Genomic DNA, 20,823 nt, shown 5'->3' with positions numbered 1-20,823 from the left:
AGCGTCAGCTCCCCGAAGCTCCTTTGACCGAAGAAAACACAGAGGCGCTTACCAACTTTCGCCCGACGTCTGACCGCCATCGCGAACATTCTCGGCATCAATTGCAGAGTCTTTGCCTATAATAACGTAAGCCTGAGTGTCGAGCGCTTCCGGCAACTTGAACACACGCAGAGAGAAGGGCTGGCCCCTGCCCCAATGGGCCGCCTCCGGCCCACCGCTCCGGACAAGCCGAATAACCCCGCCCCCGGACACGACACACATTCAAAACGGATTGCGACCGAACCCGTATCAAGTGCCAGAAGCAGGACAACCGACATCGACATCCCTACGGCCCCGGCTTTTTCACACTCGATATAATCAAGGATTGACGAACAATGAATTTCAATAGTATTCCAATAAAACATCAGAAACCTCTCTGCCTATGAAGATCCCCCGGCCCCGCTTTTTCTACCATCTCCAGTTTGCCATCCTCTCCTTGCTCCTGCCGCTATCATCGGGTTGGGCCGCATTGACACTGGGTGTACCCTTTCAGAATGGAGCCGTCCTTCAGCACGGCAAGCCGGTCCCGGTCTGGGGCACCGCTGCCCCCGGCGAAACCGTGACGGTTGAATTCGCCGGGCAAAAGGCGACCGCCAAGGCCAATCAACAGGGCGAATGGAAACTCAACCTTCAACCGCTCGCCATCTCCCTCCAGGGCGCGGAAATGAAGGTAAGCACCCAGCAACAAACGCAGAGCCTGAAGGACATTGTCGTGGGCGATGTGTGGGTGTGCGCGGGACAGTCGAACATGGCCTTCAAGGTCCGCCAGACGGACAACGCCGCCAAGGCAATGGCCTCCGCCCATCACCCCCTGATCCGGCAGTTGCTCGTCGCCACGAACACCGGGCAGGATAAGCCGCAAAACACGGTCGCGGCCCAGTGGACTGCGGCCCAGCCCGATACGGTCGGGGAATTTTCCGGCGTGGCCTACTTCTTCGGACGCGAGTTGAACGAATCGCTCGACATCCCCATCGGGCTCATGAACGCCAGCGTCGGCGGCACCGGGGTTGAAGCCTGGACCAGCGACGAGGCGCTGCGCGGCGACCCGAACTACCCCGCCATCGAAGGGCGCTGGGAACAAGTGATCGCGGAATACCCCGCCAAAATGGAGCAGTTCAAAAAAAACGTTGAAGCCTGGAAAGCCGCCCGCCGGGAGGCGGAGGAAAAAGGCACCACACCGCTCCCCCGGGCTCCCCGCCGCCCCGACGGCCCCGACAGCCGGAACAGGCCCTCCACCCTGTTCAACGGCATGGTCCACCCGCTCATTCCCTACGCCATCAGCGGCTTCATCTGGTATCAGGGCGAGCACAACGCCTTTCGCAGCACGGAGTACGCCAGCCTTTTCAAGACCATGATCACCCAGTGGCGACGGGATTTCGATCAGGGTGATTTACCGTTTTACTTCGTGCAGCTCCCGAACCGCGACCTTGAGAGCGATGGTTCCCGCGTCGCCTGGGCCGCGCTCCGCCTGGAGCAAGCCAAGGCGCTCGATCTCCCCAATACCGGGATGGCCGTCACCTTCGACGTGGGTGACTCCCGGGACACGCACCCGAAAAACAAGCTGGATGTCGGACGTCGTCTGGCCTGGATTGCCCTCGCCCGTACCTACGGCAAGGACATCCCTTACGCCAGTCCTATGCTGAAAAACGTCCAGGTGGAGGGAAGCACCCTGCGCCTGAGCTTCGACAGCCCGGACGGACTTCAGCTCCGCGAAGGCGTGTTGCCAGCCTTTGAAATCGCCGGTAGCGACGGCTTCTACTATGTCGCCCACGTCCGCCTGAGCGGCAATGCCGTGCTGCTCTCCTCCCCGTCGGTGAAGCAGCCCGTCGCCGCCCGCTACGCCTGGTCCAACGATCCGCCAGTCTCCCTCTACAGTCAGGCAGGCCTGCCCGCCGCCCCTTTCTCCATCGACACCCGCAACCCTGACAACGGCAGCCACTAGCCCATTCCCGATGCGATCATAAATACAGATTGACAACCAGCCTACTGTTAGTATTCTAAAGGTATCCTTTCATAACACGAAACCTCAAATCAACGACTATGCACAAGATCAGCCACACCCTACCCCTACTGGCAACCTCCGCCCTGTTCGCGTTTTTCACCTCCTCAATGGCTCTCGCCACGGACGGCACCTGGAGAACCAGTGCCTCCAACGCAGACTGGAGCGATGTGACCAAATGGATCGATGGCGACATTGCCGACGGCGTCGGTGCCATTGCCACCTTCGACCGCACCCTCTACACCGGCGGACGAACTGCCACCTTGGACTCCAACCGGACACTCGGACAGATTCAGGCAATCAACACCAACGCCAGCGGGCTGAGAAATGTCATCATCGGAGTCAGCAACAACAGTGTGCTGACGCTGGATAACGGCCCAAGCGATGCTATTATCAACAGTAGCGGTAATGGGGCGCTATTTATCAACCCTGCCACATCCCTGCTGTCCAACCTGAAAGTGACAAACTCCGCCACCACCTACCTCACCCTGGGCTCCACTTTCTCCGGATCAGCCGGACTGAAAACCATCACCCTGGACAGCTCCGTCAACCGGATCAACTTGTCCGGCTCGATCAGTGACGGATTGGGACAGGTTGAAGTCATCGTGGACACCGGCAGCCTGGGCGCGCCGGCCAACTTCTTTGCCGATCACACATTCACGGGCGGACTGACGATCAACTCCGGCGCTGCCGTCACCAACGCCTCCGCCAGCACCCTCGGTGCCGGTAACGTCAATGTGCTGGGCGGCAAGCTCACGATCGGCAATACCGACTCCATGATTGAAGACGCGATCCTGAGCTTCGTCCTCTCGGCCGCCATTGATCTGAACTACAGCGGCGAGATGACCATCAGCGGCCTGGTCTCCGGCTCCGACTCCATCGCCAGCGGCACCTACTCGGCCTCCGATCTTAACACTTACTTCGGTGGCAGCACCTTCACCGGCACGGGGTTCATCTCCGTTATCCCCGAGCCCGGCCAATACGCCATAATGGCCGGTGCGCTGCTCGGTGCCGTCGCCTTCCTGCGCCGCCGCCACGGTCGCGCTGACAAGTAGAATCTCGCCCGGGTCTCTCTACGACTCAAACGGCTATGCGCACACCCTCGGGCAGAACGACTCTCCCGAGGGTGTGCCATCCCGGGCGTAGCCCGCTCACACCAGTAACTGGCTCGATACTCATGATGATTGACCGTCCACTTTCCCGTCTGCTCGTCCTTGGCACTCTCGCCCTGACCGCTCACCTCTGCGATGCCGCCGACGGCACCTGGACCTCGGACTCGAATGGCCTGTGGAGCGACGCGGACAAATGGCAGGGTGGTATCGTAGCGGACGGAGTCGGCGCAAGCGCGACCTTTGACCGTTCGCACTACAGCCTGAGCCGCACGATCAAGCTCGACCAGAACCGCACCCTTGGCCAAATCCTAGCCATCAAAACCGGTGCCGACGACGGCCCGCGCCACGTCATCATCACCGGCGATGCCAACTGCGTGCTCACCCTCGATAACGGTAGCAGCACCGCCACGCTGACCAACAGCGGGTCGGGCGCGGTCCGCATCGATCCCGCAGTGGCCCTGCGCTCGGACCTCACCCTAACCAACTCGACCACGACCTTCCTCGCGCTGAATTCAGCAGTCAGCGCCGCTTCAACCGGTTTAAAGACCCTTACGATCTCCCCCTCGGACGGGCGCATCAACCTGGCCGGCATCATCAGCGACGGCGCGGGCCAGCTCGCCCTGACCGTCAACGCCGGGAGCGCAAACGTCAATGTTATCGCCGCCAACACCTACAGCGGCGGCACCTCCGTCCACTCCGGCTCACTGGTGACCAATACCCAAAGCACCCTCGGAACCGGCGACGTGACCGTGACCGACGGGCGGCTGGTCCTTGGCAATGACAAGGCCATCGGCAGTGCCGCCAGCCTGAGTTTCGGACTCCGCAGCGCCATTGTCCTCAACTACGCGGGCTCCATGAACATCGTCAACGCAGCCATCGGCGCGACCTTCATCGGCAAGGGCACCTACTCGGCCAAGCAGCTCAACGAGTTCTTCGGCGGCTCCTTCTTTTCCGGCTCCGGCAGGCTGACCATCACAACCGGCTCCGGGGGTTAACAACTCGCCTCACCTCGACGCAAACTTCGGCTCCGACCACAACGTTTTCATCCCGCCCCACGAATCTCCACAAGCCCTTCCTGTCGTCGCCTCGCTTTTTCAATCTACACCGCAACACCAGACAAACCAATAGTATACTAATAATACTCAGCAGGCAATGCCTTTGACCGATTCTGATCCACGCATCCGGGACCAATCCCTCCTGACTATGGCTGATATTTCTACACCGTTGAACGACTGGACGCTTCGCGCCGCACCGGTTAATACCCAACAAGAACAAGCCCTCGACATCCCACGAGCGGCTTGCACGAAGATTCCTGCCCCCGGCGGAGGGCTCATTCACCAGTCCCTCATCCGCGCTGACATAATCAAAGACCCTCTGATCGGTGAGAACTGCTTCGAGTGCGAGTGGACCGAGAATTGCGACTGGGTTTACGAGACAAGCTTTGACCGCCCGTCGGAACCGGACGAGAAGACCCGCATCGAGTTGAGATTTGAATCGCTCGACGGCATCGCAACCGTACGGCTCAACGGCGAAACCGTCGCCCGCCACCGCAACAGCTACCGCCCGCTGGTCGTTGACGTGACGGACAAGCTCCTCCCCTCCCGCAACCAACTCGAAGTCCACTTGAGCCAGGGGCTCGACCAGATCGGTATCGAGGAGAGTACCGCGCCGGACGGCGTGCAGTTCGCGACGGAGGAAAGCCTCGGCTACCGCGACCACCGGGGAGAACCCCGACGCATTTTCCTGCGCAAGCCTGCCTTCGGCTTCGGCTGGGACTGGAATCCCCGCGTGGCCACGCTGGGGCTGGCCGGGAGCGTGCAACTGGTCACCAGCCGGGCGGCACGGATTGAATCCCTGAGCGGATCTACCCTTTCGCTCTCGCCGGAAGGGGCGAGCGTCAAAGCCTGTGTGGAGCTCAACGGTCTCCACTACTACAGCAGCACGGACGCCCGCCTGACCGTCGAGCTCATCGGTCCCGACGGCACTGAAGTAGCCCGCAAATCCCGGCCCTTGCTGGTCTGCTCGGGCTTCAGCGAGGTGGACGTTCATTTTTTCATCTCCAACCCTCGCCTGTGGTGGCCCCGAGGCTCCGGCAAGCAGTACCTGCACACCCTGCGTGCCCGACTCGAAGACGCTTCCGGCCAGACGCTTTCCCTCGTTGAGCGCCAGATGGGCATCCGTACCCTGCGTTTGCTCAGCGCCGAGACGTTCGCCTTCGAGATCAACGGAAAGAAAATCTTCTGCCAGGGCGGCAACTGGGTTCCCCCCGATGTCATTTACACGCGCGCCGACGCCGAGCGTTACCGCTCCATCCTCTGCTCTGCCGCCGACGCCAACATGAACATGCTTCGCGTCTGGGGAGGCGGCCGCTACGAGCCCGATTATTTCTACGAAACCTGTGACCGGCTCGGGCTGCTTGTCTGGCAGGACTTCATGTTCGCCTGCTCGCCCTACCCCGACCATCTTGATTGGTTCCGCCAGGAGGTAGCCGAAGAGGCGCGCTACCAGGTGCGTCGGCTTTCCGGGCATGCCTGCCTCGCCCTTTGGTGCGGCAGCAACGAAAACACCTGGGCCATGTGCGACTGGTGGGGCGGAAAAACCCGACGCGGCGCGCACCTCTACAACGACATCCTCCCCCGCGCCGTCCGGGCAAATGCTCCGCATGTCCCTTACTGGGTTGGCTCCCCCTACGGCGGCGAGACTCCTAACCAATACGGCGTCGGCAACAATCACTTCTGGAAAGAGCCCGGCGGCACCCTCTGCCCCGACCCCACCCTGCGCACCGACCTGACCGGCCATGACCGCTCGGGCAGCTTTTTTATCTCCGAGTACGGCTACCACGGCCCCTGCTCGCTGGCGGAAACCCGACGCTATCTGGGCACGAAAGACTTCGACCGCCGCTCGCGCTCGTGGATCCACCACACCAATACCCGCAGCTACGAAAACACACTCCGCATGGCGGTGGAGCAACTTTACGGCATCGACCTGGCGGCAGCTTCCAACCAAGACTACCTGCTCTACGGCAGCCTCTGGCAAGGGGTGGCCTATGCCTACTCGCTGGATGCCGCCCGCTTCCGCCCAGAATGCTCCGGGGCCATCATCTGGATGTTGAACGAAGCCTGGGGCGAGGCCGGTTGGGGCATCATTGACCACAGCCTGGCCCGCAAGACTGCCTGGTATTTCGTCCGGCGCGCGCTCGCGCCCCTGCGCCTGATCCTGCGACGCGACGCGGACACGGGCCGGGTCGATCTCATGTTGCACAACCAGCCGGGCACGCCGACGGATTACGCGGTCGAACTCCGCGCCAACTTCCCCGACGGTCGCATCCTGACGCTCGCGCAGGCCAACGGACGCGCCAAACGCGAACGCCAGATCGTCCTCTCCCTGGAGGAAGCCATCCCGGCGGATGCGTTTGTCTCCGCCCACGGCAAGGCCGGGGAACAGGCACTCGACAGCGTGCTTCTGTGGCCCGGCAGTTTTACGGCTCTGCTCGACGGCGACGACGCCCAGCCCCGGCTCGCCATCCACCCGGCGGATAATTTCGAGGACAGTCAAACCCTCGCCCTGACCTTGGAGGCGGACCGTTTTGTCCACGGCGTCCACTTTATGCTCGGCGAGCATGTGCTCCCAGCCAGCGACCAGTACCTCGACCTTTTCGCAGGAGAAGCACGGACTGTGAAACTCGCCTGCCCGGCCAAGGACGCCGCCCGCCTGCGCATCGGCTGGGTCGGCAGCCATTGCCGCCCCGAAAACCATTGCCTGAACAAACTACATACAATCAATGTAATTTAGGCCCGGATTCTTGCTCACCCAGCGGACCCCCATCCGTTGATATCCGGCTCCTTACCCCAACTGCCTGTCCTATGAAAACAATCTCGTCGCCCCCCGCCCCGCGGACTTCGGCCTCAGGCTTCGCGCTGGTCATGGCCATGGTCCTGATGGGATTCCTCCTGCTACTGACCGTGTCACTGAGCTCCCTCGTCAACATGGAGCTTCACGCCACCACACAGAAGCGGGAAATGCAGCAGGCCCGCGCCAATGCGCTCCTGGGCCTATCCGTCGCCGTCGGGCAACTGCAAAAGTACGCCGGCCCCGACCAGCGGGTCACCGCCGCCGCCAGCATTCTGGAGACTTCCGACACCAACGTCGGGGTCACCCATCCGCACTGGGTCGGCATCTGGGCCAGCGCGGACGAGGACTTCGTCCCGCAGACGCTGGAGCATTACACCGCCTCCGGGCAGAAGGACTCCTCCGGCATCGAACAGGCCGCCCTGACCTGGCTGGTCAGCGGTAATCACGACGGTACGGTCACCTATTCGCCCCACAGCGCCACCGGTACCGACGAAGTCACCCTGATGGGCGAAGGCTCGGCCACCGACATCAATGACTATGTCACCGCGCCGCTGGTCAGCGTCCCCGGGGAAAGCGGCCTTTCCGTCAACCGCTACGCGTACTGGATCAGCGACGAAGGCCTCAAGGGCAACCTCGCCTTTAACGGAGAACCGGCCTCAACTCTCACCGCCGCCGAGTATCAGAACTACCCCCTCAAAAGCGGAAGTGCCGTGCTCAAAAGTGGCAACACCACCACTGGGGACGCCCTTTTCGCCGACCTCGCCCCTTACGCTGACCGGTTAGCCGACCTCGGCCAACTCGACTTCGTCAGCACCGACAGCAACGTCAGCAAAACCCTCCCCCACGACGCCACGGTCTGGAGTTACGGCGTCCTCTCCAACGTAAAGAACGGCGGCCTGCGCAAGGACCTCGCCGACTACACCCAGCTACCGGACGGGCCGATCTTTACCGACGGGCCGGACTGGCGTCACGTAAAGGCATTTCTCGGACTGGCCAACGAAGTCACAACCGCTACCGACGGCTCGGCCACTATCGGCCACAGCCCCTACTACCCCAACGAAGGTAACGAAGACAAATACCACCCCGGCATGTATCCGATCCCCGTCCGCTTAGGTACCTACATGGACGCCGCCTTTATCGACAACGGTGACGGCACCTACGGCATTCGTATGTATTTCTATCCCGTCATCGCCCTGTGGAACCCCTACGACATTGCCCTCGCACCCGCCCAGTACAAATTCGCCCAGTGGAGTGGCTACGACAATTCGAATCTCGAATTCGCCGTTGGCCGCTGGGACGGCACGGACCACTGGGAACACATGCCCATGCTCATCCGGAAAGAAGACGGTTCCATCGCTCCGGAAAGCAACCCGAAAAGCTACGTCATCAGCAACACCAGGCTGACAAGCTCCAGCGCGTCACAATTCCGCATGTACTACATGGTCGATGAATCTACCGGACTCCAGCCCGGCGAGGTCAAAGTGTACACCGCCCCCGGCCTGAGCTCCTTCAGCAATAACACCCAGGCCAATATTCTTGAAGAAGGCTTCCGGCCCGGCGCCGGGTTTTACCTGGACATGTCCCCGCCCTCGGGGAGCGATTACCTGAGCCCCTATCGTTTCGAGGTCACCAGCTCTGATCCGATCGACACATGGCTCGTTGACCTGGGCTTGAAGTACACCTCAGGTTTGGGCGGAGACTTTCTCAACGAGTGGTGGTACATGAGTACGGATGCCACCAAAACCTTGATTACCATAACCGGGCTCAACCGGGCCGGTCTCGCCTACAGTTTCCCCAGCAACACCAGCAACTGGGCTATCGAAGACGACGGACGTCCCCGCGCCTTCCGCCCGACCGTGCGCACGGCTTCGGACACAGACCTGATGCCCAACGGCTCGATCCTCGGAGAGTACGCCATCGATCAGGTCGACGACTTCCCCGCCTACGCGTTTATCTACGAACTGAAGCAAGCCTTCAACGACCAAAACACAGACGACCAGAACCGCCGCCGCCGCTGGCTGGCCAACTACAACCCGCGCGCCCCCAAGCTCCAGCAATACCTGGCACTCGCCGACGACATCAGGACGGTCAACCAAAGCTACATCGGCCAGATGCGCGGCCGGGGTTATGACATCAACGACAGCCAGTCGGACTTATACTACTCACCAACCGTCTTTGGGGCTGGCAACAAGCGCATGCGCTTCGGCTACTCCTACACAGACGGCGGTGAACGCACGATCCTCTTTCATATCCCCCGCCCGAACACGCCTGTGCCTGGTGTCGGCATCCTAATGCACATGAACATTGCCGGCTTCTACGGCCACAACACCGGCAAGTTCACCCCGACAAACATCACCCCAGCCTACGCCATTGGAAACTCTTACGCCGACCCCCGCCTGCCCAAGGGTGAGCTGGAGAGGACCGATGCCGTCAGCAGCAACAGCTTCACGCACCACGACTATTCCTATAAACTCAACGATGCGCTCTGGGACAGATTTTTCTCCTCGACGGACCTTTTCGGCGGGAACGGTCCGCACGACCCGCGCTTTATTTCCTACCCCAACGCCGACACAATTCCGGCCTACACCGCAAGCGAACGCCCGTACGACAACGCCGCCGCCAAGCTCATCCAGCAAGGAACTTTCAACATCAACTCCACCTCCGAAAAAGCCTGGCAAATGCTCCTCGGCTCGACCTTCGGCACCAGCGTGCAGACAGACGACGGCGACGTGGAGTTGATCCCCGACCGCGCCCAGTACCTGCGCTCCGGCCTTGCCTTCGGCAGCGTTTTCGACGGTAGCGACGAAACCGACGCCGACGCGTACGAGGGCTTTCGTGGCCTCACGGACGAGGAAATTATTCTCCTGAGCCGGGAAATTGTGAAGGAGGTCAAGCACCGGGGGCCGTTCACTTCGCTGGCGCAGTTTGTCAACCGCTCGTCCGACGACAACGCGCCGGACGCGCATCAACTCATGGGTGCGCTTCAGGCCGCTATCGATGCCTCCACCATCAACGAAGGATTCCAGCAAAGCGTGAGCGCCGCCGACGCCAGTGCGCAAGACCCGATTTCCACCTACCCCAACGCCGACGCCCTCTACGGCAGCGTTGGCGCTAACACCCCCGGCTATCTCTCCCAGGCCGACCTGCTTTCCAAAGTCGGAAACATGCTCAATGCCCGTTCCGACACCTTCATTATCCGCGTCTGCGGCGAGACCAGGGGCCTCAACGGCCAGAGCGTCACCGCCCGCGCCTACTGCGAGGCCGTCGTCCAGCGCGTGCCCGACTACCTCTACCCCGACGAGGACGAGGCCACCGCCTTCCCCCCCACCTACGAGGACAACAAGTCCTTTGGCCGTCGCTTTGTCATCCGGTCCTTTCGCTGGCTCAGCCAGGACGATGTCTAGGCCCGACGTCGCATCTGTCATACTTTCTCAATACACCTTCCCCTATGCCCACCCAGCACCCCCTCATGTCACGTCCCGGCCTGCGCTTCGCGCTCCTGCTCTCCGCACTATCCGGAGTCACCGCCGTTCACGCACAGAATCAGCCGCCCGCGCCACCGCAGACGCTCCAGGTCCAGCTCTACTACTGGCATGAGTCGAACAGTTCCTACATCCAGACCGATGACAACCTGAACGAAAAGCGGGACAAGCTCTTTCTCAAGCCCATCACGCTATGGTACCGCTCGGGCGAGGAATTCAACCGGGTACGCGTGCGCAGCGGGCAGCGCAGCCCGACGATCGCGGTCCCGGCGGACAAGGAAATCATCTTCTACCGCAGCGACCCGACCACGCTGGAGGAAATCCGTGAATCCGATCTCCTGCGCGTCCCGGTTGATATCAACGTCGCGCGCGGGCTGATCCTCATGCGCGGCAACGCCGACTCTTTCCAGACCAACCTGATTGATGTCTCCGACGCCCGCATGCCCGACGGCACGCTGCGGATGATCAACTACACGGCGCGCCCGCTCATGGCCAGGGTCGGCGAGGAAATCGTACCGGTATCGCCCGGCGAGTCCGCGCTGGTACGCCTGCGCGAGGGCGACGCGCCCCAGCTCAAGCTGATGATCGCCGAGCGCGAGGAGCAGGAGGAGTGGAAGATCTTCTACTCCTCCGTCCTCTCGGCCAGCACGATGAAGCGCATGCTCATCATGATCTACCCGAACGCGGAAAACCGGGACAACCTGAAAGTAAAAATCCTCAACGTCCCCGGCTGATTTCGATTCTTCATGCACGTCCAGTCGCTTCCCTTCGGACGTCTCCGCATGAAAAATCCGGGTTCTTTTTTCAACATTCCCAGCGTGATTTTTATGGGCACGTACTTCCAGGTCGCGATGCAGCTGGGGCCTTGCTTCGCCCGAAAAAACGAGAGCACGCAGGACGACTCCCCCGGCACCGGAAGCTGATACCGCAACCAGCCTACTTCACGTCCACGCCATTTTACCCAATCTGATGACCCTGACAAAAAACCAGTCGCTCTTTTCCGCCAGCCTCGCGCTGCTGACGTTGGTAGCCGGACTGGCCACCGCCTCCGCCCAAGACTACCGCGAACTGACGCCTTTGCGCGTCCAGGATGACACCATCCACCCGCTCTCAGTGGGCTTCACCGGACGTTCGCTCATCCCGTGGTTTGGCCCGGATGAGGCCCCGGCCATCCTCATCGGCACCCACGGCGAGTACTTCCCCGTCCGCGTCAACCTCTACCGCGCCACCGGACACGACGGCAGCGGCAAAGCCTACGCGCTCCCCGACGGCTATCCACTCTACGAAGCCATCCCCTTCGATGAGGAAAACCTCGGACCGGCAGCGGCCATCGGGGCAGGCGGCTACCAAACGATCCCCCGCGAGAGCGGGCTTTTCGACCTGATCCGCTTCAAATCAGATGGCCCCTATTACTATCGCAACGTCGGCCAGCCCGGCCAGCCGGATTTTGCCGAGCCTTACGCCATCAAGATGGCCGAAGAGATCCCCTCCAACGGCAAATGGATCGCCGACGTGACCGGCGACAGCATCCCCGACATGATCGTCGGCGGCCTGCCCAACAAGGCCCTGCGCTTTAACCAATACCCGGACTGGCCGGAAGAAAAAGGGCCCTGGTCGGGCAGCGAACACCCCAACATGGGTTCGCTGCCCGACACCGACATCCAGAACTTCCGCGGCTACGACATCGCCGGGAACTGGATGGGCATGCCCGTACGCAAGTACCTGTGGTGGGCCAAAGGGAGTCTCAACGATCAGCACGAGCTGGAGTTCGGCGCGTTCCTCCCCGTCCGCTACGGTCAGACCGATTACAAGGTGCAGTTGCAGGACTTCGGGGCGCAGCTCTCGCCCGTGGTCATCGATGTCGAAGGCCAGCAGTACATCGCCCTCTTCACTGGTGTTGACAAGTCCATCGCCCTCCCCCTGCGCGGCGAGGACAACGGCGAACTGCGCACCGGCAAGGCCGTCTCCCTGATGAAGGGCAACGCCCCGCTGGAAACAGTCAACCTCCCCAACGTCATCGGCCTGGCCGATATGAACGGCGACGGCTACGACGACATCGTCGTCGGCTCCGGCGCGAACGGGCGGCTCACCGTCATCAGCGGCAAGCGCATGGGCGAGTTCGAGGAGATGGGCAACATCTTCACCCGTGGCGGGCTCGTCGCCGGGGACACCCTCGGGGTACCCATCCGCGGCGACTGGGATAACGATGGTTACCCGGACATCGTCCTGGGCGATGGTTCCGGCTTCTACTCGCTGTGGCGCGGCACCGAAGACCCGCTCGTTTACCAGTCCTGTGACTTCTTCTACACCGATTCCGGCGTGGTCCGGCACCGCCCTCTTGACGGCAACCTTCAGGGCAGCAACGAGGACGCCTGGAGCTACACCCAGCCTGAGCTTTTCGACTGGGACGGCGACGGCCATCTCGACCTCATCTCCAATGACAACGAGGCCAAGCTCTTCCTCTACCGCGGCGACGGCACCCCCCACGTCACGGAGCCCGAACGCTTCATGTACGAGGGCAAGCCGCTGCCGATCGCCTGGCGCAGCCGCCCCGCCGTCATCGAGGGCAAGTACGGCCTGGCCGGAGACGACCGCAACTGCCTGCTGTTCATGACTTGGGACCGCAAGCTCGCCTACGCCGTCCCCGAGGAAAACGGAAGCCTCAACATTGAGAAGATAGTGGAAGTCCCCTACGAGGGCGGCTTGCCGATGGTGCTCTCAGGCCCGGCCGGTCTATCCGGTCGCCTCAAGTTCGCCGTCGCCGACTGGGACGAAGACGGCGTCTGGGACGTAGTTAGCGGCGTCCAGAGCAGCCTGCAAAAGTACTTCCGCCAGGGAGCAGACGAATCGCCCAGCTCAGCCCCGTACTGGTTTCGCAATGTCGGCACCAACGACAACCCGGTCTTTGAACCGGCCCGCCTGATTACCTTCAAGGACGGCGAGCCCATCATGGTCAAGAAGCACGAGTTCAGCGCCTTCCCCACCGACCTCGACGGCGACGGCCACCTCGACCTCATTTTCGGCGAAGACGAGGGCTTTGTTTTCTACCTCATGCGCGACCAGCTCGCCTGGGACGAGTCCGTCGAAAGGCTCAAGCAGGCCATGACGGCCGAGGCCGAAATACGCAACGACACCGCTAGCCTCCAGCCCGGTCTCATCTTCCGCGAAGGCTGGGACTACCCGTCCGGCCCAGTCAAGGAAGGCTCCCTCAACGGCGGAAAGGGCTGGAACGGCCCCTGGGAAATTCAGGCTCGCAAGGCCGAGATCCTTGACACGCCCCTCCACGCCAGCGGTGGCTTCGCCGCCAACCGGCAGGGCCGCTTTATCCAGATATCCGGGGAGGGTAAAGACAACGCCAGCATCCGCCGACAACTCGCCCAGCCTTTTAATATCCAGCAAGTCGAGCCCCTCACCCTCGTCTATACCATCGACTGGGAACGCGAAGACAACGCCGACAACCTCGGCAACGAAGCCATCGCCCTGCTCAACCTCTGCAACCCGCTCGGCAACAGCCTGATCTCCATCGGCACCACTTCCAACGAAGAGCTGGAAGTCCGCTTCGGCAGCGCCTCTCAGAAAACACCGACCAGCCTGAGCTTCGTCGGCAGTTGGACCCTGAGGGCCGAGATCGACCTGAACCCCACAGGAGAACCGACCGAAGTACGCGTCATCGTCGGCACGGGAAAGCTTCCGGCCAGCATCCGATCGGACCAGTGGCACCTCAAAGCCAGCGGCAAAGCCGAAGGCGTCGTCAGTTCGGTCATCCTCAACGTCGGCAAATTCGCGGGCCGGGTCGATTTCGAGAACCTCGCCCTTACCGCTGAGTAATAACGCTCCCCTTTCACAGGTGCTTCTTTGCTTTGACTGCCCTTTTCCGCTGACAGGATAAAATATCCTCGCGGGCCTGGCTATTTCAAGTATACCGATAAGGTGTGAAACCTGCCAAGAATCTCAAACAGGAAGCAATGGAGCACATCCACCAGATGCTCCAAAGTGGCCAGTTGGGCTGGGGAGACCGCGTCTCCGAAGAAGCCATCGCCCAACAGATCGGCATCAGCCGTACCCCGGTGCGCGAGGCCCTGCACATCTTCTGCGAGATGGGCGTGTTCCGCCGGCTCGCGCGTTTCGGGACGGTCGTGCGCATCCCCGAAGCCCGCGAGATCGAGGAGTTATTCGAGATCCGCGTCGCACTCGAAGGCTACGCCGTCGCCGAGGCGATCAAGTACATCAGCCCGCAGGAAATCGCCCGCCTGGAGGAGACCTGCAACCGCATGCGCGAGCTGGACACCGAACTGCTCAAAAACCAGAGTAAACGGCTCAGCCCGGAGAATATCAGCACGCTCTATATGGCCGACCACGACTTCCACCTGGGAATTATCCGGGCGACCGGCAACCGCATGCTGCTCAAGAACGTAAGTGATAACCGCATGCTGACGCGCCTGCTCAGTTTCCGGGTGTCGCGCTTTGGTGAAACCAACGTCAGCCACATCCACGCCCAGCACCGGGCGATCTTCGAAGCCATTCAGGCCAAGGACGGCCCCAAGGCCCGCGAACTGCTCGAAGCCCACATTCGCGAGAGTAAGCACGGCTCCGTCACCGACATTAAGAAAGAGCTCGATGCGCTCGCCGAAAAGGAGAGCCAACACCTCGGCCTTTCCGAGATTTACTGAGCTTTTTCCACCGCTTCAGAGTTCCGGCCGACCGGATGTCTGGCCAGCCCACCGAAGCCTCCAGCCGGGGTAAAAGACCCCAGCCCGATTGGTTACGACGATGGGTATCCATCTTTACCAATTTCTTCTCACGAGGTAATCTTGCTTTATATTTTGCTTGAACATGCCAAAGTATTTCAAAAGTATACCACTACTTGGAAAACCTGAAAATTCCCGTGAGCATAACGGGATATGAACCGGTTAAAAACACCGCTCCATGAGCAGACCCGCCACCGCGCCCGCCCCGATCACAAAACGCCCGAACATCCTCTTCATTGTAACGGATGACATGGGGGCCTGGGCGATGGGCAGCGCGGGCCATCCCGACGCCCGCACGCCTCACCTCGACCGCCTCGCAAGCGAGGGCACTCTGCTGCGGCAGCACTTCAGTGCCTCGGCTGTGTGCAGCCCTTCCCGGGCCTGTATTTTCACCAGCCGCCATTGCCTGGAGGTCGGCATCCCTGACTTCCTCTGCCAGGATCCCGAGGTTGGACTCGATCCGCAGGTGCCTTCCATTGCCAGCGAGTTGAAAGCCGCCGGTTACGATACGACCCTCATCGGCAAATGGCATCTGGGCCACGGAAAGAAATTTCACCCCACCAGGCACGGCTACAACGAGTTCACCGGCTTCCTCATCGGTGACGACTCCGGCCCGCTCAGTTCTCGCGACCCGGTTATAGAAAAAGACGGACGCAGAAGCCGAGTTCCCGGCTACACCTCGGACCTACTGGCCGACTACGCCATCGACTTCCTCCGCCGCGACCGGGCTTCGCCGTTTTTTCTCAGCCTGCACTTCTGGGCTCCGCACGCCAATCAGGGCGTATCCACCGAAGACGGCGACCGCACTTGGCATCCGCTCAAGTCCGAGGACTGGGATCTGTTCAAGGACATCGACCCGCAAATCCCCAATCCGGACTACCCCAAACTCGACATCCCTCGCGTCAAGCGCATGACGCGCGAATACCTGGCCAGCGTCCACAGTGTGGACCGCAACATTGGGCGCGTGCTTGCGCAGTTGGAAGCACAGGGCATCCTCGACGACACCCTGATTGTTTTCACCTCGGACAACGGCTACAACCTCGGCCACCACGGCATCTGGCACAAGGGCAACGGCTGGTGGATACTCACCGACAACCGCGGCGACCGCCCCAACCTCTACGACGAATCCATGCGTGTGCCCGCCCTTGTGCGCTTCCCCGAAAAGGTCAAGGCGGGCCAGGACATCACGTCCCCCAACTCCTCGCTTGACTGGCTGCCGACACTGCTCGACTACGCCGGAGTCAACCCGTCGTTCACCCCCCGCGGGCAGAGCCTGCGCGCCCCGCTGTCGGGCGCAGATGCCGGGCCGCTTCGCACGATCTTCGGCCAGTACCGCATGTGGGACTGGAATCAGACCGGTGCCGACATGCGCTCCTGGCGCACGCAGGAGTGGAAGCTCATGGTCGATCTGAAAGAAACCGTGCCCAACGAGTTCTACGCCCTGCACCGCGACCCCTGCGAAACCACCAACCTAGCTAGCTCCGATGACCCCGCCATCCGCGCGGCCATGCGCGAATGCAAACAGGCCCTCTACGCCTACATGAAGCAAATCGGCGACACCCCAGTCCCGGTATACAACTAGGACACGCGGATAATATGCATATATACATGGTTTTTCCTTTCAAAATTGGTCGGCCTCCTGTTTTCGTACCAGCGTAATGAGACACTGGTTGGGTAGGATTATGTTGGTTATGTTGTAGGTTGAGGGTGCCCGGTTAAAACCCTGGCTGCCCAAGCATGGCACTCTTCGGAAAGTTGAAGATTTTCTCCGCAATCTCCGAAGGTCGCAAAGTTGTTAACTAATGGGTTTTCAGGCCGCTTCGGGCACCTCCTCCCTGTTTTCCGGGGGCTCATCGGGGTCCGGCACCCGGTGGTAGTAGTTCAGGAGCCCGCCTAGCCGTTCACTTTTTACGATCAGGCCATCGCAACCCTTTGTCCGTGGGGCTTGCGGGAACGGGATCTGGTTGTTCAGACCCTGGTGGTTTCGTTCCCCGTGGTAATGTTTTACGAACTCGGAGACCGCTTTTCGCAGGGATTTCTCCCCGAAGAAGATCAGCCGGTCCAGGCATTCCCGTTTGATCGAGGAAACGAAGCTCTCGGCGTAACCGTTTTGCTCGGGATAGCCCACGCTTGTCTGGATGACATCCACTCCGGCACTTTTGAGGGTGTTCCTGAACTGGTGGGTGTAAAGCGCGTCGTGGTCGCAGATGAAATACTCCATGCCCTTGAGAAAGCCGTCTTCGGCGTCGGTCAGGTTCCGGGCCACTTGCGCCATCACCTGGCCGTTGACCTGACAGTCGATGTGGGCGATGTGGACCTCGCGCCGGGCAAGGTTCATCACGAAAAACGTGTGGTAACGCACCAACCCGCGCAGGGTCCAGACCTCCGTCGTCAGGAAGTCCGCGACCGAGATGACCGATAGGTGCGTTCGGATGAAGCGTTTCCAGTTGCTTTCCTTGCCCCGGTCCGGGGAGGGCTCGATGCCTGCCGCCCGGAGGATGTTCCCAACCGTGGTTCGGCTGATCGTATAGCCGATGTTCGAGAGGGCACCCTGAATCCGGCCATAGCCCCACCCTGTGTTTTCGACCGCGAATTTCAGGCAAAGCTCTCGGATCGCCGCCATGCGGCTCTGCCCGGCGGTCTTTACCTTCGTTTTGGCCGTGTATTTGAGCTGCACGAACCGACGGTGCCACGCATAAAGGGTCTCGGGCTTCACGAGGTTGGCGTACTGCATCAACTGCGTCCAACGGAGCTTTCGGCCCTTGATGGCCAGATTCCGGCGCTGGGCATTAGTCAAGCGGAGCTTCTTGCCTGTCGCGTCGAACTGCTCCTTCAGGACACGGTTTTCCTCCAGCAGGTAGTCGATCACCAACTGCTGGCGACGGCCAATCCAGCCCGCCATGAAGCCCAGAAACGTTGTAAGCTGCCTATTCAAGTCAGCACTCGTATCAATCGCCTAACTCGCTGTCAATCGGCGGGTTCTAGTTACTGATCCTAAAAACTGTACCGCCCAGGCGTGGACATTGAGACAAATTCAGCACATCTTCCTAATCCTCCACGCTTAATTCAGTGAAAAGGCGTTTTACATTTATGTAACCCCTGACATCCCGTATCACTCTGGTGATTTTCTCCGAATCAAAGCGGTCCTCGGCGTAAAGAACGTAAAGCTCACAAAGAACAAAGACCGGGATTTGTTTATAATTGTATTTGGCTCCAAGTGGACCTGCATTCTCGCGAGCGAGCGTCTCGAAGTCTGGCCTCCCCACACAAATAAAGCCTTCCACTCCGAACCTTGCCGATTGAGGAATAATGTCACCTGATTTCTTTGAATCGACGAACTTCGTATTGGACTCTTTGGCCGTGACTTGAATGGAAAAGCTGATTCCGTCCTTAAAATGAATGAGGAGATCCGGCTCGCCCGCCTTTTGATCAGTGATTCTCTGCGCAGTCACATTGACGAAACCTGTGTTCAATAGTTCCTCAATTACGACCTCAAGATCAGTCCCATTTTCGGTATACATTCGGTCTATCAGTCCGTACTGAGCGCCCATCTTGTCAAGTCGTCGCTTGTGGTCCCGATGCCAATATTCATGTGTTCTCTCTCGCGACAAGGTAAGGTGATCCAGAATCCTCTCTGCCTTTGTGGGGCTCATGATTCCAGCAAACTCGGAGGGAGTACGTTCTAAAACTTGCTCAGTATTTTTCACTCCACTCTTTAATAGGCGGATCCTTTCATCCCGACTTACGTAGCCTGGCAATTCATCAAGAAGTCGGCACGAGACCGGTGCACGCTTTCGAAGGCATGAAGATACCTCACCGAAATTCACAGAAAGCTCAGGTCGAAGGATTCCAGCAATTGCCCCCATAATGTCTACCATCCAACTGACACTCTCGCACATCTGGCGAAGATTTCCGCCAGAAATCCTGAACCCCCGGCAAATATCCCTTAGTGTCCGTTCAGATTGAAGGATTTCCTCGCAAACAGCAGCAATGGTAAATTCGGGTTCTGGAGTTTGCGACGGTCGCTCGACCATAAAGGCGAAAACTTCCTGAATCAGTCCGACTAGCTTATTGTCGGCGTAGGATTCGTTTAGCCGCTTACGAATCGATAAGTTCCGCTGCGGATCATTCCACCTGATTCGCCTTATTGACTCCACGACTTCTTCAGCACGAGCACCGGCAAACGCTACATCGAGGTGATCGAACTGAGTTATCGAAAGCACGTATTTCTTCATCTGAGAAAACGTCTTGAGCGAACAGTGCTGAGCCGCGCAAATCGAACCTAATGCTGTCGCTTGTGGTCGGCCCCCACTTTTCGTACCAGAGCGATGAGACGCTGGCTGGGTAGGATTATGTTGGTTGGGTTATGGTTTGCGGGAGTGCTTGGTGCAGTGAGCCCGTAGGGCGAACGGAGCCAAGCACTGCCTTGGTTTGATGCCAGAGTTTGGCAAAGGCGTCGGGGGATATAAAGCCCAAACGGCTGTGCGGATGCTGGCTGTTGTATTTGCGTCGCCAGTTTTCGATGACGACGCGCGCTTCGGTCAGGGAGAGGAACCACTCCTGCTTGAGGCACTCGTCCTGCAGGCGGTTGTGGAAGCTCTCCACGTGAGGGTTTTGCCAGGGCGAGCCCGGCTCGATGTAGAGGGTTTTGATGCGTTTGGATTCCAGGTAGTCCTTGGTCGCCGTAGCGATAAACTCCGGCCCGTTGTCGGAACGGATGTGCTCGGGAGCACCGTGCTTGGCGATGGCTTTGTCCAAGGCCGCGACGATGTCGGCTGACTTCAGCCCGCGAGCCACCGTCAGGCTGATGCACTGGCGGGTAAACTCGTCGATCAGACTGAGCACCCGCAGAGGCGCTCCATTGTCGGTGCGATCCGCCACGAAGTCCCAACTCCACACGTGCCGCGGATGCGTCGCCGCGGTCGGGATCTTGCCGGTGGACTTGCCCTGACGCCGTTGCCGGGGGCGCGGCGGCTTCACGCCCAGCCCTTCAGCCCGGCGTACCTTTTGTACCAGCTTGCGGCTGACCTGCCAGCCTTCGTTGGCCAGCAGCGCTCGTACGCGACGATAACCGTAGCGCGGGTTGGTCCGGCTCACCGCGATGATCGCACGCACGAGGCGAACCATCTTGTCGGTGGCGGTTTTAGCCCGGTAGCAGAAGCTCGACCAGTGCAGACGAAGATACCGACAGGCGGCCCGTAACGAGCACGTTCCCGACTCGGCCACCTCGCGCACCGCTTCGCGCTTGTGCCCCGGGCTTACCATTTTTTTGCGTTTACCTGCTCCAGTACTTTGATGTTCAAAAGCTGGTCGGCCACCAGTTTCTTCAGCTCGGCGTTCTCGCGCTCAAGCTCCTTCAGACGCTTCACATCGCGCAGCTCCATCTGTCCGTACTTGCTCTTCCAACGATGGAAGCTCGCTTTGCTCACATTGTGCTCGCGGCAAACATCGTCCACGCTGCGGCCTTCGTCTGCCTCGCGCAGGAGCGCCACGATTTGCTCTTCGGTGTATCTCTTTCGTTTCATACTTCTGGTCGGGTTCTACCCGCCAGGGTCTCAAACGCAATGGTACGATTCTAGGAGGTCACGCCA

General features: G+C 60.3%; 13 protein-coding genes. 9 read left to right on the top strand and 4 right to left on the bottom strand.

The features are described 5' to 3' along the window. The first annotated feature begins 421 nt into the window (after positions 1 to 421). The 9 genes from H5P28_RS06385 to H5P28_RS06345 all read left to right on the top strand — a co-directional run bounded on the left by H5P28_RS06385 (position 422) and on the right by H5P28_RS06345 (position 16,814). A complete protein-coding gene (locus H5P28_RS06385; RefSeq protein ID WP_185674875.1) occupies positions 422 to 1,981 on the top strand; it encodes a sialate O-acetylesterase in 1,560 nt (519 codons plus the stop codon). 98 nt (positions 1,982 to 2,079) lie between these two features. Further along, on the top strand, positions 2,080 to 3,093 hold the full coding sequence (locus H5P28_RS06380; RefSeq protein ID WP_185674874.1) for a hypothetical protein: 1,014 nt from the start codon (positions 2,080 to 2,082) through the stop codon (positions 3,091 to 3,093). A gap of 122 nt (positions 3,094 to 3,215) precedes the next feature. Next, positions 3,216 to 4,145 (top strand): hypothetical protein, encoded by a 930-nt coding sequence (locus H5P28_RS06375; RefSeq protein WP_185674873.1) that lies wholly within the window; start codon positions 3,216 to 3,218, stop codon positions 4,143 to 4,145. A gap of 208 nt (positions 4,146 to 4,353) precedes the next feature. Continuing rightward, entirely contained in the window at positions 4,354 to 6,942 is a 2,589-nt protein-coding gene (locus H5P28_RS06370; RefSeq protein ID WP_185674872.1) for a glycoside hydrolase family 2 protein, read from the top strand. Between the two features lie 71 nt (positions 6,943 to 7,013). Next, on the top strand, positions 7,014 to 10,406 hold the full coding sequence (locus H5P28_RS06365) for a hypothetical protein (RefSeq protein ID WP_185674871.1): 3,393 nt from the start codon (positions 7,014 to 7,016) through the stop codon (positions 10,404 to 10,406). A 44-nt stretch (positions 10,407 to 10,450) separates the two neighbouring features. Beyond that, entirely contained in the window at positions 10,451 to 11,218 is a 768-nt protein-coding gene (locus H5P28_RS06360) for a hypothetical protein (RefSeq protein WP_185674870.1), read from the top strand. Positions 11,219 to 11,453: 235 nt separating this feature from the next. After that, complete coding sequence (locus H5P28_RS06355; RefSeq protein WP_185674869.1) at positions 11,454 to 14,312, top strand: FG-GAP repeat domain-containing protein; 2,859 nt, start codon at positions 11,454 to 11,456, stop codon at positions 14,310 to 14,312. Between the two features lie 104 nt (positions 14,313 to 14,416). Beyond that, on the top strand, positions 14,417 to 15,154 hold the full coding sequence (locus H5P28_RS06350; protein ID WP_185674868.1) for an FCD domain-containing protein: 738 nt from the start codon (positions 14,417 to 14,419) through the stop codon (positions 15,152 to 15,154). Between the two features lie 256 nt (positions 15,155 to 15,410). Then, positions 15,411 to 16,814: a sulfatase family protein gene (locus H5P28_RS06345; RefSeq protein WP_185674867.1), complete on the top strand. Its 1,404-nt coding sequence runs from the start codon at positions 15,411 to 15,413 to the stop codon at positions 16,812 to 16,814. Positions 16,815 to 17,042: 228 nt separating this feature from the next. On the opposite strand, the gene H5P28_RS06340 is transcribed toward H5P28_RS06345, so the two are convergent. From H5P28_RS06340 to H5P28_RS06325, 4 genes are all read right to left on the bottom strand, one after another. Continuing rightward, complete coding sequence (locus H5P28_RS06340; protein ID WP_185674866.1) at positions 17,043 to 18,167, bottom strand: integrase core domain-containing protein; 1,125 nt, start codon at positions 18,165 to 18,167, stop codon at positions 17,043 to 17,045. Positions 18,168 to 18,279: 112 nt separating this feature from the next. Continuing rightward, on the bottom strand, positions 18,280 to 19,467 hold the full coding sequence (locus tag H5P28_RS06335; protein ID WP_185674865.1) for a hypothetical protein: 1,188 nt from the start codon (positions 19,465 to 19,467) through the stop codon (positions 18,280 to 18,282). Positions 19,468 to 19,582: 115 nt separating this feature from the next. After that, positions 19,583 to 20,497, bottom strand: a complete 915-nt coding sequence (locus H5P28_RS06330; RefSeq protein ID WP_185673678.1) for an IS3 family transposase — start codon at positions 20,495 to 20,497, stop codon at positions 19,583 to 19,585. Beyond that, positions 20,491 to 20,757, bottom strand: a complete 267-nt coding sequence (locus H5P28_RS06325) for a transposase (protein WP_185673679.1) — start codon at positions 20,755 to 20,757, stop codon at positions 20,491 to 20,493. Before H5P28_RS06325 ends, H5P28_RS06330 begins: the two co-directional genes overlap by 7 nt. Positions 20,758 to 20,823 lie beyond the last annotated feature (66 nt).

This window comes from Ruficoccus amylovorans (assembly GCF_014230085.1).
GTDB lineage: Bacteria > Verrucomicrobiota > Verrucomicrobiia > Opitutales > Cerasicoccaceae > Ruficoccus > Ruficoccus amylovorans.
This window is presented reverse-complemented; position numbering and strand designations above follow the sequence as displayed.